Genomic DNA, 13011 nt, shown 5'->3' on the forward strand with positions numbered 1-13011 from the left:
AACACCCCAAGGGACAGCCATGAGACCGATCCGAACCGCCGCCGCCCTGACGGTTGCTCTCGGCCTGTGCGCGGCCGCCGCCCCCGCCGCGGCCCAGGCGCGCAATATCGCCCTGGATCAGTTCGACGGGCGCTGGTTCGAGATCGCGCGCAGCCCCAACGATGTCCAGAAGGACTGCCGGCGGGCCCAGATTGACTTCAATCCGCAGGGCCGACCGAACCGCTATTCCATCATCGTCACCTGCACCCGGCGGGCGGACGGCGTGGTCGAGACCTTGCGCGCAAACGCCCGCGTGACCGATCCCGGGACCAACGCCCGCTTCCGCTTCACCCTGACGGGCCTGCTGGGCGTCGGCGGGCTGGCGGGGCAGAATTACTGGGTCTGGGACCATGCGCCCGACTACAGCTGGGCCATCATGGCCCTGCCGGACCAGTCCGACTGGTGGGTCTGGCACCGCAGCCAGAGCCCGGCGGAGGCCGAGCGCAGCCGTCTGCTCGCCCGCGCCCGCGCCCTGGGCTTCAACACCGGCGCGGTGGTGCACACCGGGCGGTAGACCCTCGTCCGCGGAGTTGGCCGGCCCGTCCGGGAAGTTGCGGCGGCCGGGTGGTTCATCACAACGAGCACAACGGGTTCACAACGAGCACGACGGGACCGGAGCATCTGTCCCAAGGCAGATGCCTGCGCCCCGCTGATCCGTATCGCGGCTTCGCCGCATTGATTCGATCGCCGCCCGGCGGCGATCGGGAGTCTTCATCTGCGGCACCGTGGTCTCGCCCTTGTCATCCGCTCAAAACCCGTCGTGTCCGTTGTGAACCCGTTGTGCTCGTCGTGATGAATCTACTCCGGGCGGAGCAGACTCAGCGGAAGGCACCGTTCAGTCCACAAAGCCGGCTTGAAATCGGAACATATGCCGAACATAAAGGCGGCATGGCCGCCGCCCTGCTTCAGATCGACCTCGTCTTCAGCCGGCCGCAGACGACGCTGGCGGTGACGCGCGGGGCGGCCCGGCTGATGGTCGACCTCGGTTACGCCCCCCTGCTGGAAGTGGGGCTGCCCAACGGGCGGCGCGCCGACGTCATGGCCCTGGGCCCGCGCGGCGACATCGTCATCTGCGAGGTCAAGTCGGGGCTCGAGGACTATCGGGTCGACCGCAAATGGGGCGAGTACGGCCCGTTCTGCGACGCCTTCTATTTCGCCGTGGCGCCCGAGTTTCCCGGCGACGTCCTGCCCGAAGAGCCCGGACTGATCGTCGCCGACGGCTTCGGCGGTGCGGTGGTGCGGGAGGCGCCGGCCTCACCCCTGGCTCCGGCCCGGCGCAAGGCGCTGCTGGTCGCCTTCGCGCGGCTGGGCGCGATGCGGACGCTGCGGGAGCCGGCGGGCTGAGCCCCTGTCAGACCACCGGGCCGCTTTCGCCGACCGACATGACGGCCGCGGTCGAGGCGGCGCAGCCGGTCAATTCCCGATCACCGACCTTGACCATGGCGGTCAGCGGATAGGTCCGGTCGCTCATGCCGTCGGAGCATTCCGTGGCGATCAGGGTGACGCTCAAGGCCGTTCCGTCGGCCGTTTCCGCCTCCCAGGTCGCCGTCGTCCCCTGTGCCAGGGGATCGGGCTGGGGCGCACGCTGCTCGGGCGTATCGGGGGCCGTATAGACCATCTCGGTCCCGGTCAGTTCCACGCTCCAGAACGGCTCCGTGCCGAGGGCGCGGACCGGCTGGGCCAGATCGACCCCGCCCAGCACGGGCGCGGGCCGGGGCTCTTCAGGCAAAGGCGCGGGCTCTTCGGCCGGCGTACAGGCGGCGAGGACGAGGACGGCGAGGGCGGCGAATACGGGACGCATGGGGGACTCCGGGTGCGCGGGCAGGAAGCGCGGTCAGCGTCCGCCGGTCAAGTCCGGATCATACGATCAGGCGATCAGGGCTGGCCGTTGGCGGACGGCGCCGAAGCCATGAGCACGCCGTCGGACGGCGACGCCGGGGCTTTGTGGATGAAGCCATAGGTCGGATAGACCGAGGTTCCGAGAGCCTGGCTGGGATTGTACCAGACCTTCACCGCGGTCCAGTCGCCGTCATGAGAGACGTCGACGACGGTGACGTTTTCCTCGACCCGGCCACGGCTGCCACCCCAGTTGGCGTGGGTCACGCGGATCACCCGGTCGGTCAGGATTTCCGAAACGACGGCGACGTGGCCGCGGGTCATCCGGCCGGTGGGCTGGAAGGCGAGGACCGATCCGGTCTCCGGGCGCTCGCTGGTGCGGAACTTGCCCTGGGCCTGACGCCACCAGGTCAGGGCGTCGCCGAAGATGTTGATGCCCGAGAACATTCGGGCGAAGGTCACGCACTGCCAGTACGGCTCATCGGCCTTCGCAACGGGGGCATAGCCCAGCGCAGAAAATCCGAGGGTCGCCGCAACCGCGGCGGCTGTGAGCCGTTTCATCATGCTGGCGTGGTTCCCGACCCGTTTCAGTGCGCTAGCCCTAGACGATAGTTTCCGAGGGTTGAAGTCCCCTGTCGGGCGAGTTCGTGCGCGCTTTCGTCGCGGCCGCCCGCGCGGCGCGGCGGTCGGCCAACCCCCTCAGGGCCTTGCGGGCCGGGCGTTCGACGAGGTGGTAGGTGACCATGGCCGCGACCGGAATGGCCGCGACCAGCGCCAGCCACACAATGATGTGAAACTGTTTGTCGTCGGCCCCGGTCAGGCGGGCGGCGACATTGGTGGTCAGCAGCAGGACCGGCGCGCAGACCATATAGATCGAATAGCTGATCTCCCCGAGATAGACGCCGACCGTCGAGCCAAATACGCCGGCGCGGGCGTTGTCGAGCGAGCCCAGACCGAGGATCAGGCCGCCGGCGGCGAGCACGGTGACGGCGTCCCACAGGCCCAGCGAGGCGCTGATCAGCACGGCCGCCCCGCTGGCGAGGGCGACCCGGCCGGCATACGGCACGCCGCCCCGGCGATGGACCAGATAGAGGGCGCAGCCGAGGGCGAAACACGGAACGATCCGAAGCGCGCCCCAGCGGAAGGTCGCTTCGGTCAGGGAGTAGCCGGCCAGCGGCTGGAAGGCGGCGTAGAGGCCCAGCGCGAAGGCGACCGCCAGTCCGACAGCCAGAAGCGGCCGGTCCCGAAGCCGCCAGGCGACGAAGGCGAAGGCGGGGAAGCTGAGATAGGCGGCCCATTCCGCCGAGATCGACCAGGACGGATGGTTGAAGGCCGAGCTGGTGGCCAGCCCCCAGGCGTGGGTCAGGGTCAGGTGCGCCGGCAGATCGCGCCAGTTGGTCAGGCTGCCGTCGATGCTCAGCCCGGCGAAGGTGGCGGCGACGCCGAGGCCGATCATGCCGAACAGGGTGACCAGATGCAGCGGATAGACCCGCGCAAGCCGCGCCCACAGGAAGCCGCCGTAGCGGAACCGCTTCTCGCCCGCCGCCTCGAGATAGACGTGGCTGAGGATGAAGCCCGACAGGACAAAGAAGGTCTCGACCCCCAGATAGCCCTTGGTCACCGCGACCGGGACCCAGCTGACATCGAGGTGCGGCCAGGCCGTGTAGAGGACCACCCACAGGGCCGCGAGGAACCGCAGGGTGGTGAGGGCGCGCAGATCGGGGGGCGTCGGAACGGGCGTCATGCCGCGCAGACTAGCCGGGCGGGGTACAGGAACCGTTAAACGCCGGCCGAAGCGTGCCTCAGGCCGCGCATTCCGACGGTTTGGCCTCGCCGGGCGCATACTGTTCGCACGACCGGTCGATCTCGCCCTGGATCATTTCGCAGGGGTTGGCGACGTTGCAGGGCGGGCGGGTCGCGGGGCTGACGGCGATACAGCGATCGACCAGCCTTTGCGCCGCCTCGGCTCCGATGTCGTTCAGACAGGAAACCGGCGCGCCGACCGGCGCCATGATGACGGCCGGGTCGACCTCTTCCTGCGGCGGCGCATCGGCGGGCATTTCAGGGGCCGGCGATGCGGCTGCGGGCTCTTCCGCCGCTGGTTCGGCGGGGCGTTCGCAAGCCGCGACCAGGGCGGTCACGGCCAGCAAGGCGATTACGGTTCGACGCATGGGCGCTCCGATCGGTCGCGAGGAAGTCCCACCATAGGCATGGTTCGGCGCCGTGCGGAAGCGCCAGACGGCCGGTCAGCGACCCAGGGCGGCCCGCTGCAGGGCGAACAGTTCGGCGCAACCGCCCTCGGCCAGCTGGAACAGCCGGTCGAACTCGGTGCGGGAGAAGCCGCGCTTTTCGCCCGTGGCCTGGATTTCGACGATCGCGCCGGCCCCGGTCAGGACGAAGTTGGAATCCGCCTCGGCATTGAAATCCTCCTCATAGTCCAGGTCCAGCACCGGCTGGTCGTTGCAGACGCCGCAGGACACGGCAGCCACCTGATCAAGGATAGGGTCGGTCTTCAGAACGCCCTCGGCGCGCAGATAGTCGAAGGCGCTGGCCATCGCGACCCAGGCGCCGGTGATGGCCGCGGTGCGGGTGCCGCCGTCGGCCTGGATGACGTCGCAGTCCAGCGACACCTGACGTTCGCCCAGGGCCTTCAGATCGACCACGGCGCGCAGCGATCGGCCGATCAGGCGCTGGATTTCCTGCGTCCGACCGCTCTGCTTGCCGGCGGCGGCCTCGCGCCGGCCGCGCGTATGGGTGGCGCGGGGCAGCATGCCGTATTCGGCCGTGACCCAGCCCTGGCCGCTATTCCGCATCCAGCCCGGCACCTTTTCCTCGACCGAGGCCGTGACCAGAACCTTGGTGTGCCCGAAGGACACGAGGCAGGAACCTTCGGCGTAGCGGTTGACGCCGGTCTCCAGCGTCACGGTGCGGAGCTGGTCGAGCAGGCGTTCGGAGGGGCGGGCGGTGATCATGACGGATTTCCTCGGATGCCGCTTGGACGGGGCGGCGGCGCTGCTTATCCTGAAACCGTGAGCCTGTATGCCCCCGCATCGTCGCCCGCCGAGGTCCGGCTTCGTCCGGCCACGCTCGATGACGCCGTCCTCCTGGCCGAATGGGACCTCGAGCCGCACGTCATCGCCTGTTCCACCGATGACCCTGAGGCTGACGTTGCCTTCGGCGGCATCCAATGGCGCGAGGAGCTGGAGGACCAGTCCGGGATCAGCTTCTACCGCATCGCCGAGGTAAGTGGCCGGCCGATCGGAGTGATCCAGGTCTGCGATCCCCACCTGGAGCCGACACACTACTGGGGCGACATCGAGCCAAACCTGCGGGCCATCGACATCTGGATCGGGCCGAAGGACGCCCTGAACCGAGGCTACGGGACGCAGATGATGACCCTGGCGCTGGACGCCTGCTTCGCCGCGCCGGAGGTCACGGGGATCGTCATCGATCCGCTCAGCACCAACACCGATGCCCACCGCTTCTACCAGCGGATGGGATTCGAGGTCGTCGGCCGACGAATGTTCGACGAAGACGACTGTCTGGTGCACAGACTGTCGCGGGAAACGTGGGAGGGGCGGCGCCGGGCATGACCTTCGATCCGCTTCTGACCTCCCTGCCGCCCTCCGCCGGCCTGGCCTCGCTGGACCAGCGCGCGCGCGACATCTTTCGCCGCATCGTCGAAAGCTATCTTCAGACCGGCGATCCGGTGGGATCGCGGACCCTGTCGCAGACCGGCATCGCCCTGTCCCCCGCCTCGATCCGCAACACCATGCAGGACCTGACGCTGGCGGGACTGCTGGGCGCGCCGCACACCTCGGCGGGGCGGATACCCACACACGCCGGCCTGCGACTGTTCGTCGACGGCCTGCTGGAGATCGGCGACGTCGGGACCGAGGAACGCCGCGAGATCGACGCGCGGCTGGCGGGACGGGGCCGCAGCTTCGACGAGGCGCTGAACGAGGCCTCCAGCCTGCTGTCCGGCCTCGCGGGCGGGGCCAGCATCGTCGCCAGCCCGGTACGCGAGGCGGGGGTCAAACACGTCGAATTCGTCGCCCTGGGCCACGACCAGGCCCTGGCGGTGCTGGTCGGCGACGACGGCTCGGTCGAGAACCGGCTGATGCCCCTGAAGGCCGGGGTGACGCCCTCGACCCTGACCGAGGCCTCCAACTTCCTCAACGCCCGCCTCAAGGGCCGCCCCCTGCACGAGGCGCGCACCGAGATGCGCACCGAGCTGGACGCCGCCCGCCGCGAGCTGGACGCCGCCGCCGCCCGTCTGGTCGAGGACGGCATGGCCGCCTGGTCCGGCGGGGCCGAGCGCGAACGGTCGTTGATCGTGCGCGGCCGGGCCAATCTGCTGCACGACCGCGAGACGGCCGAGGATCTGGAGAAGGTTCGCATCCTGTTCGACGATCTGGAGCAGAAGGAACAGCTGATCGGCCTGCTGGACGGGGTGTCGACGGCCCAGGGCGTGCGCATCTTCATCGGCGCCGAAACGAGACTCTTTTCGCTTTCGGGTTCCGCCGTGATCGCGGCGCCCTATATGACGGGCCGGCAGAGGGTTCTGGGCGCCATCGGCGTGATCGGACCCGCGCGACTGAACTATGCCCGCATCATACCGTTGGTGGACTATACCGCCCGGGTGCTGGGGCGAATGCTGGACGGACAAGAGACTTGAGCGACACACACGACAACCTCCCCCACTCCGAAGAGCTGGCCGCCGACATCGCGGAGGCCGAGGCGAACGCTGAAGCCGGGCTGGATGACGGCCTCGGGCCGATCGACGCCCTGATCGCCGAGCGCGACCAGTGGAAGGACCGCGCCCTGCGCGCCGTGGCAGAGGCCGAGAATACGAAGAAGCGGGCCGAGACCCAGTCCAACGACGCCCGCGCCTACGCCATCCAGCGGTTCGCCCGCGATCTGCTGGGTGTGGCCGACAATCTGGAGCGCGCCTTGATGGCCGCGCCGAAGGACGCCGACGCCGGCGAGGCCGGCCTGGTCACCGGTCTGGAGCTGACCCAGAAGTCGCTGCTGCAGGCCTTCGAGAGCAACAATCTCAAGCGCGTCGCCCCGGAGCCGGGCGAGACCTTCGATCCGCACCTGCATCAGGCGATGATGGAGCAGGTTTCAGACAGCGTGCAGGGCGGGCAGGTGATCCAGACCCTGCAGGCCGGCTACGCCCTGTTCGGCCGCACGGTGCGTCCGGCCATGGTGGTGGTCGCAGCCAAGGGATCCGGCGCGCGGGCCAATGCCGCCGACGCCGCCGCGGGTAATGCCGCCTATGCCGCCGCCGGCGACACCGGCGGCCAGTTCGACGGCAAGGCCTGAGTCCTTAATCCGCTCGTCCCGGCGAAAGCCGGGATGAGCGGGTCTTAGTTTTTCAGCCGCTCATTGAAGAACGCCAGCAGCCGGCTCCATCCATCGGCCGCATCCGCCGGGCGATAGCTGTCGCGATAGTCGGCGTGGAAGGCATGCGGGGCCCCCGGATAGACGTGGATGCCGCTCGCGGTCTGGCCGGCGCGTTGCAGCGCCGCGCGCATCGCCTCGACGCTGGGCAGGGGGATGCCGCGATCGGCCTCGCCGTACAGACCAAGCACCGGACATTTCAGATCATCGGCCAGATCGACCGGCCATGGCCGGCCCGCGGCCGCCTGTTCCGGTGTCGCCGTCGGCGCGGGGGCCAGCCGACCGTACCAGGCCACCCCGGCGTCCAGTACGGCGAAGCGGGCGCAGGCCTGCCACACCACCTTGCCGCCCCAGCAGAAGCCGGTGATCCCGACCTTGTCGGAATTGGCCCAGAGCTGCTGGCTGACCCAGTCGAGGGTCGCCGAGACGTCGCCCATGACCTGCTCATAACTCGCGGCGCCGACGATCTGCTGCACGCGGGACATGTCCGACAGGGGCGCCGGATCCTCGACCCGGTTGAAGAAGGACGGGGCGACCGCCGCAAAACCGGCCTTGGCCAGCCGCCGGCAGAGGTCGCGGATATATTCGTGGACGCCGAAAATCTCAGAGGCGACCACCACCACCGGCCAGGGACCGTCACCGGCGGGGCGGGCGACGAAGAGCGGGAGCGCGAATCCATCGGGCGCCTCCACGGTCGCCTGTTCCTGGGTCAGGCCTTCGCCGTCGGTGGTGATCGGCGCGGCCTGCCGGGCCAGGGCAGCCGGCGCGTAGCCGGCGAAGGCGAGTCCGCCCAAGGCGCCGGTCGCCAGGGCACGGCGGCTGAAGCGGAAATCGTCGGGCTCGGGTCCTTCGGGACGGATCAGGTTGGTCATGGGCGGCCTCCGGCTGGACGAGGCCGGACCTTGGCCCGACCTCCGCGAGCCGTCCATTCACGATTGCCGTGAAGCTAACACGCCCGGCGGAGCGTCAGATTGATCCGCCCGCCGCCGGGAACCAGCGTGGAGGAGCCCGTGATCACCCGGTCGATCCCGTGCCGCGCCAACCGCGCCGGGCCGGTCAGGGCGCAGACGTCGCCCGAGGCCAGCCGCACCGTCCGGGTCGGGCCGCCAGCGGCCGCGCCGATCCGGAACACCGCCGCGTCGCCGAGCGAAACCGACAGGACGGGCGCGCTGTGGTCCTGTTCGTCGCGGTCCTGATGCAGACCCATCCTGGCCGGTCCCCGATAGAGGTTGACCAGACAGGCATCGGGCGGCTCGGGCCAGCGGGTCAGGTCGCGCCAGAGCGCCAGCAGCGTCCCGGGCATGGGCGGCCACGGCGCACCGGTGACCGGATGGGTCGGTTGGTAGCGGTATCCCGCCCGGTCCGAGACCCAGCCCAGCGGCCCCAGACCGGTCATCTCCACCGAGAACGGCCGCCCGCCCGGCGTCAGCGGCCGATAGAAGGGCGCCCGTTCGACGGCGGCCAGCACCTCGGCCAGCAAATTCGCCTGTCCGGACGCGGAAAGGGCTCCCGGCCAGAACCGGAAGCCCTCCATTCCCGTATCGATCTCGCGTGCCGAACCCATGCCCCAAGGTAGGGCGTCCGGCCCGGCGCTCAAGCAGCGAGCCGCCGCGCGGCGAGCGTTAGCGCCCTCAAGATCAGCGCGTGTAGTAGTAGTCCGCGATCTGGCAGACGTTGACGTTGAAGCGCGTCAGCACCTGGCCGTTGGTGAACTCGGCCTTGAAGTCATACAGGCAGGCGCCCGAGCCGTCGTCGATGTTCATCATGATGCTGCTGCCGGCGGCGAGGGTGCCGCGGCCCAGCATGTCTTCCTGCCAGCTCGTGATGCGCGAGTCCGAGGCGTAGAAGCGCAGCATGGTCCAGCCGGTGTTGTTGTGGATGCGGACCCGACGGTTCAGGCCGTCGCGCGACTGGGCCGGCGCCGAAACGGCGGTCTTGTCGGCGGCGACCACCGGCTCGGCGGCAGCGGCGGACGTGAAGCCCATGGCCGCCACGATCAGAGCGGCGCGGGCGATTGTCTTGAAGGTGTTCATGTCAGTCTCTCCCCAGCGGCCGGACCCAATTGGCTCGGCGATGACAACGTTATGCCATTGTTGGGCGGCGACCGCATCTGACGGACCCTGACGGTTGAATCGTCCGTCCGGGCTGTTTGGGACTTGCAGGAGGGGGGCTGTTTCCCATATCGGCCTCAACCGCTGTAAATCCCCGCAGTTCGTGGGGCTTTCCAGCCGGAACCGTACCAACCGACCAAAGACCCTGACACCGGGGGCGGTCACGCGCGGCGCTTCGCTTTAAAAGGCCGCCGCATCGCCCGCTGAATGGAGTGAAAGACCAAGATATGGCCAAGATCATCGGCATCGACCTGGGCACGACGAACTCGTGCGTCGCCGTCATGGACGGCAAGACCCCCAAGGTCATCGAAAACGCCGAGGGCAATCGCACCACGCCCTCCGTCATCGCCATCCAGGACGGCGGCGAGACCCTCGTGGGTCAGCCGGCGCGCCGCCAGGCCGTGACCAACCCCACCAACACCTTCTTCGCCATCAAGCGCCTGATCGGCCGCTCGTTCGACGACCCCGTGGTCGCCAAGGACAAGAAGATGGTGCCCTATGAGATCGTCAAGGGACCGACCGGCGACGCCTGGGTGCGCGCCAACGGCAAGGACTATTCGCCCCAGCAGATCTCGGCCTTCACCCTCGGCAAGATGAAGGAGGCTGCGGAGGCCTATCTCGGCGAGACCGTGACCCAGGCCGTCATCACCGTTCCGGCCTATTTCAACGACGCCCAGCGTCAGGCGACCAAGGACGCCGGCAAGATCGCCGGCCTGGAAGTCCTGCGCATCATCAACGAGCCGACCGCAGCCGCCCTGGCCTATGGCCTCGAGAAGAACGACGGCCAGAAGATCGCCGTCTATGACCTCGGCGGCGGCACCTTCGACGTCTCGATCCTGGAGATCGGCGACGGCGTGTTCGAGGTGAAGTCGACCAATGGCGACACCTTCCTGGGCGGCGAGGACTTCGACCTGCGCCTCGTCGACTATCTGGCGGACGAGTTCAAGAAGGAGCAGGGCGTCGACCTGCGCTCCGACAAACTGGCCCTGCAGCGCCTGAAGGAAGAGGCCGAAAAGGCCAAGAAGGAGCTCAGCTCAACCACGCAGTACGAGGTCAATCTGCCGTTCATCACCATGAACGCCTCGGGCCCGCTGCACCTGAACATCAAGCTGTCGCGCGCCAAGCTGGAGGCCCTCGTCGAGGACCTGGTCCAGCGCACCATCGAGCCCTGCGCCAAGGCGCTGAAGGACGCGGGCATGAAGGCCGGCGACATCGACGAAGTGGTGCTGGTCGGCGGCATGACACGCATGCCGATGGTCCAGGAAGCCGTGAAGAAATTCTTCGGCAAGGAGCCCCACAAGGGTGTGAACCCTGACGAGGTCGTGGCCCTGGGCGCCGCCGTCCAGGCGGGCGTTCTGCAAGGCGACGTCAAGGACGTGCTGCTGCTCGACGTGACCCCGCTGACGCTGGGCATCGAGACCCTCGGCGGCGTCTTCACCCCGCTGATCGAACGCAACACGACGATCCCGACCAAGAAGAGCCAGACCTTCTCGACCGCCGACGACAACCAGTCGGCCGTGACCATCCGGGTCTTCCAGGGCGAACGCCCGATGGCCTCGGACAACAAGGTGCTGGGCCAGTTCGACCTGATGGGCATTCCGCCCGCGCCGCGCGGCATGCCGCAGATCGAGGTCGCCTTCGACATCGACGCCAACGGCATCGTCCATGTGACCGCCAAGGACAAGGCGACCAACAAGGAACAGTCGATCCGCATCCAGGCCAACGGCGGCCTGTCGGACGCCGACATCGACAAGATGGTCAAGGAAGCCGAGGCCAACGCCGCGGCCGACAAGGCGAAGAAGGAAATGGTCGAGGCGGTCAACGCCGCCGACAGCCTGATCCACTCGACCGAAAAGGCCATGGCCGAACACGGCGACAAGGTCGGGCCCGACGAGAAGGCCGCGATCGAAACCGCCCTGGAAGAGCTGAAGACGGCCAAGGACGGCACGGACCCGGAAGACATCCGGACCAAGACCAACACCCTGGTCCAGGCCTCCATGAAGCTGGGCGAGGCCATGTACGCCTCGCAACAGGGCTCGGGTGAGGGTGACGACGCCACCGCCACCGCCGACGACGGCGTGGTCGATGCGGAGTTCGAGGAAGTCTCGGGCGACGACGACGAGAAGAAGAGCGCGTAGGCCGGTCATTCCTCCCCCATCGGGGGAGGGGGACCGCGAAGCGGTGGAGGGGGTGGCTGCTCCGGGCGTGTTCCTGAAAGGGACCGCGCGACGGAAGCAGCCCCCCGCCCCCCCCGGCGGCGCCCGCGGGGGCGGCAGGGGCAAGGGGCAGCGCGTGGGGCGGCTGCCGTGGAAGACGCTGGGGCTGCCGGACCTGCGCGACGCGTGGGGCGAGCGGCTCTGGTACGCGGTGTCCACCCGCCACAAGGGCCTGCTCAACTGCACGGTGAGCGAGGCGTGCCTGGACATGGGGCCCGACACGGCCCTGGGCACGATCACGGTCCGCGACGCCGGGGGCCACGTGCTCCACGACGGCACGCTGGCCACCGCGCACGACGCGGGACGGGGCGGCGCTGCGGCGGTGGTGATCTCGCCGGGCCCTCCCCTCGCCCGCTGGGCCGGCGGGGGCGAGACGCCCGTCATCCAGTCCCGCACGTGCGAGGGTGGACGGTGCAACGGGAGCGGCCGCTGTCTCACGGAACCGCCGACGGCCACGCCCAAGTGCGATCCGCGCAACTACCTCGATCGCGCGCCGGGCCCGGCCTATACCGACGAGGACAATGCGCGATTCGTGGATCGTGCCGATCTCGCCGGCCGGGCGCTCAACCGCGACGGCTTCGTGCAGGGCCCGGTCGTCGATCGCGACGGCCACGCGTGGGTGAACGACCGGCTCGTCGCGATCGGCTACGACGATCTCATGCCCCGCGTGATGCGCCGCGTGGGCGACTAGGTCTCGCGCTGCCTCGCGGCGTACGCCCGCGATCCGCGCCACGCCGGTCGCCTGCCCTGGGCCGCGCCGTCCTGCCGCGCCGCCGACCGGCAGGCCGATCGTCGCCAGGCCGACGAGACGGGCGTGCGCTTCGGTCGCGTTCCGGACACCCCCTTCCTCGCGACGGTCGATTCCAGCGGCACGACGATGTCGCCCTGGTGGCCCGAGGCCGCCGATTGCCGGATCGCGGACGCCCGCGGCTTCACTGCCGGGCTCGAGGGACCTTCGTGGTGGAACGCGTGGAAGCGCCACGTCTTCGTGGCCGCAGCCCCGGCCGCGGATCCGTCGACGGGCCCCGCGCCCTCCTGCGACCGCGCGCGATGCCTGGTCGATGTCGATGACGGGACAGGCGGGCGACCCCGTCGATTCGTGGTGCTCGTCTCGGGCCCTCCGCTTGCGCATCCGGAGGCGCGCCAATCCCGTGCGCCCGGCGCCGAGACCGATCCTCGCCACTGGCTCGAGAACGCCAACGCCCTCCTTGCCGGACTCAATCCCGATCCGGAAGCGCCCGGCTGCGAGCGTTCGCCGATTCCCCGCCTGCCCGACGCCGGTCACGCGCGCTACCGCACCGCCCGAGGTCCCGACGCGAACGACCTGGTCGTGGCCGCGCCCGCGGAGCCCGGCCCGTGGGCGCCCGGGGCAACACGCTGCGCGAGGAGACGCTCGCGACCCT

Annotated in this window: 16 protein-coding genes; 8 read left to right on the forward strand and 8 right to left on the reverse strand. The window is 69.4% G+C overall.

The window, feature by feature from the left end:
* The first annotated feature begins 19 nt into the window (after positions 1-19).
* Complete coding sequence (locus tag B3E43_RS08810; RefSeq protein ID WP_292028548.1) at positions 20-553, forward strand: lipocalin family protein; 534 nt, start codon at positions 20-22, stop codon at positions 551-553.
* A gap of 374 nt (positions 554-927) precedes the next feature.
* Entirely contained in the window at positions 928-1383 is a 456-nt protein-coding gene (gene mmcB / locus B3E43_RS08815; protein ID WP_292028550.1) for a DNA repair putative endonuclease MmcB, read from the forward strand.
* 7 nt (positions 1384-1390) lie between these two features.
* On the opposite strand, the gene B3E43_RS08820 is transcribed toward mmcB, so the two are convergent.
* The 5 genes from B3E43_RS08820 to rph form a co-directional block, all read right to left on the reverse strand.
* The gene (locus tag B3E43_RS08820; RefSeq protein ID WP_292028552.1) at positions 1391-1840 is read right to left on the reverse strand and encodes a COG3650 family protein; all 450 of its coding nucleotides are present in this window, start codon (positions 1838-1840) and stop codon (positions 1391-1393) included.
* 74 nt (positions 1841-1914) lie between these two features.
* Positions 1915-2436, reverse strand: coding sequence for a CHAP domain-containing protein (locus B3E43_RS08825; protein WP_292028555.1), 522 nt, complete (start codon positions 2434-2436; stop codon positions 1915-1917).
* 40 nt (positions 2437-2476) lie between these two features.
* On the reverse strand, positions 2477-3619 hold the full coding sequence (locus B3E43_RS08830) for an acyltransferase family protein (protein WP_292028557.1): 1143 nt from the start codon (positions 3617-3619) through the stop codon (positions 2477-2479).
* 58 nt (positions 3620-3677) lie between these two features.
* Positions 3678-4046 carry a hypothetical protein gene (locus B3E43_RS08835; RefSeq protein WP_292028559.1) on the reverse strand — a complete coding sequence of 123 codons (369 nt, stop codon included), beginning with the start codon at positions 4044-4046 and terminating at the stop codon, positions 3678-3680.
* A 75-nt stretch (positions 4047-4121) separates the two neighbouring features.
* A complete protein-coding gene (rph, locus tag B3E43_RS08840) occupies positions 4122-4847 on the reverse strand; it encodes a ribonuclease PH (protein ID WP_292028561.1) in 726 nt (241 codons plus the stop codon).
* A 57-nt stretch (positions 4848-4904) separates the two neighbouring features.
* Between rph and B3E43_RS08845 the strand changes: the two genes are divergently transcribed.
* From B3E43_RS08845 to grpE, 3 genes are read left to right on the forward strand one after another with little or no spacing between them, the layout of a single operon-like run.
* Entirely contained in the window at positions 4905-5468 is a 564-nt protein-coding gene (locus B3E43_RS08845) for a GNAT family N-acetyltransferase (RefSeq protein WP_292028564.1), read from the forward strand.
* A complete protein-coding gene (gene hrcA / locus B3E43_RS08850; RefSeq protein ID WP_292028567.1) occupies positions 5465-6553 on the forward strand; it encodes a heat-inducible transcriptional repressor HrcA in 1089 nt (362 codons plus the stop codon). The genes B3E43_RS08845 and hrcA overlap by 4 nt, the downstream gene beginning before the upstream one ends.
* A gap of 47 nt (positions 6554-6600) precedes the next feature.
* The gene (gene grpE, locus B3E43_RS08855; protein ID WP_414631348.1) at positions 6601-7203 is read left to right on the forward strand and encodes a nucleotide exchange factor GrpE; all 603 of its coding nucleotides are present in this window, start codon (positions 6601-6603) and stop codon (positions 7201-7203) included.
* Positions 7204-7247: 44 nt separating this feature from the next.
* Here grpE and B3E43_RS08860 read toward each other — a convergent pair whose 3' ends face one another.
* The 3 genes from B3E43_RS08860 to B3E43_RS08870 all read right to left on the reverse strand — a co-directional run bounded on the left by B3E43_RS08860 (position 7248) and on the right by B3E43_RS08870 (position 9314).
* Entirely contained in the window at positions 7248-8153 is a 906-nt protein-coding gene (locus tag B3E43_RS08860) for a dienelactone hydrolase family protein (RefSeq protein WP_292028571.1), read from the reverse strand.
* 74 nt (positions 8154-8227) lie between these two features.
* Positions 8228-8845, reverse strand: coding sequence for an alpha-ketoglutarate-dependent dioxygenase AlkB (locus B3E43_RS08865; protein WP_292028573.1), 618 nt, complete (start codon positions 8843-8845; stop codon positions 8228-8230).
* Between the two features lie 73 nt (positions 8846-8918).
* The gene (locus B3E43_RS08870; RefSeq protein WP_292028575.1) at positions 8919-9314 is read right to left on the reverse strand and encodes a hypothetical protein; all 396 of its coding nucleotides are present in this window, start codon (positions 9312-9314) and stop codon (positions 8919-8921) included.
* A gap of 305 nt (positions 9315-9619) precedes the next feature.
* On the opposite strand from B3E43_RS08870, the gene dnaK reads away from it, so the two are divergent.
* From dnaK to B3E43_RS08885, 3 genes are all read left to right on the forward strand, one after another.
* Positions 9620-11530 (forward strand): molecular chaperone DnaK, encoded by a 1911-nt coding sequence (gene dnaK / locus B3E43_RS08875; protein ID WP_292028576.1) that lies wholly within the window; start codon positions 9620-9622, stop codon positions 11528-11530.
* Positions 11531-11684: 154 nt separating this feature from the next.
* Entirely contained in the window at positions 11685-12299 is a 615-nt protein-coding gene (locus tag B3E43_RS08880; RefSeq protein WP_292028579.1) for a hypothetical protein, read from the forward strand.
* Between the two features lie 123 nt (positions 12300-12422).
* Positions 12423-13011: hypothetical protein (locus B3E43_RS08885; protein ID WP_292028581.1), on the forward strand; the 589-nt coding region annotated here is incomplete at its 3' end.

Source organism: Brevundimonas sp. UBA2416 (assembly GCF_002343105.1).
Lineage (GTDB): Bacteria > Pseudomonadota > Alphaproteobacteria > Caulobacterales > Caulobacteraceae > Brevundimonas.

Excerpts from the sequence above, each read along its gene's own strand:
- B3E43_RS08810 (WP_292028548.1), top strand. The coding sequence starts at position 20 with ATGAGACCGATCCGAACCGCCGCCGCCCTGACGGTTGCTCTCGGCCTG.
- mmcB (WP_292028550.1), top strand. The coding sequence starts at position 928 with ATGGCCGCCGCCCTGCTTCAGATCGACCTCGTCTTCAGCCGGCCGCAG.
- B3E43_RS08820 (WP_292028552.1), bottom strand. The coding sequence starts at position 1,840 with ATGCGTCCCGTATTCGCCGCCCTCGCCGTCCTCGTCCTCGCCGCCTGT.
- B3E43_RS08825 (WP_292028555.1), bottom strand. The coding sequence starts at position 2,436 with ATGAAACGGCTCACAGCCGCCGCGGTTGCGGCGACCCTCGGATTTTCT.
- B3E43_RS08830 (WP_292028557.1), bottom strand. The coding sequence starts at position 3,619 with ATGACGCCCGTTCCGACGCCCCCCGATCTGCGCGCCCTCACCACCCTG.
- B3E43_RS08835 (WP_292028559.1), bottom strand. The coding sequence starts at position 4,046 with ATGCGTCGAACCGTAATCGCCTTGCTGGCCGTGACCGCCCTGGTCGCG.
- rph (WP_292028561.1), bottom strand. The coding sequence starts at position 4,847 with ATGATCACCGCCCGCCCCTCCGAACGCCTGCTCGACCAGCTCCGCACC.
- hrcA (WP_292028567.1), top strand. The coding sequence starts at position 5,465 with ATGACCTTCGATCCGCTTCTGACCTCCCTGCCGCCCTCCGCCGGCCTG.
- B3E43_RS08860 (WP_292028571.1), bottom strand. The coding sequence starts at position 8,153 with ATGACCAACCTGATCCGTCCCGAAGGACCCGAGCCCGACGATTTCCGC.
- B3E43_RS08865 (WP_292028573.1), bottom strand. The coding sequence starts at position 8,845 with ATGGGTTCGGCACGCGAGATCGATACGGGAATGGAGGGCTTCCGGTTC.
- B3E43_RS08870 (WP_292028575.1), bottom strand. The coding sequence starts at position 9,314 with ATGAACACCTTCAAGACAATCGCCCGCGCCGCTCTGATCGTGGCGGCC.
- dnaK (WP_292028576.1), top strand. The coding sequence starts at position 9,620 with ATGGCCAAGATCATCGGCATCGACCTGGGCACGACGAACTCGTGCGTC.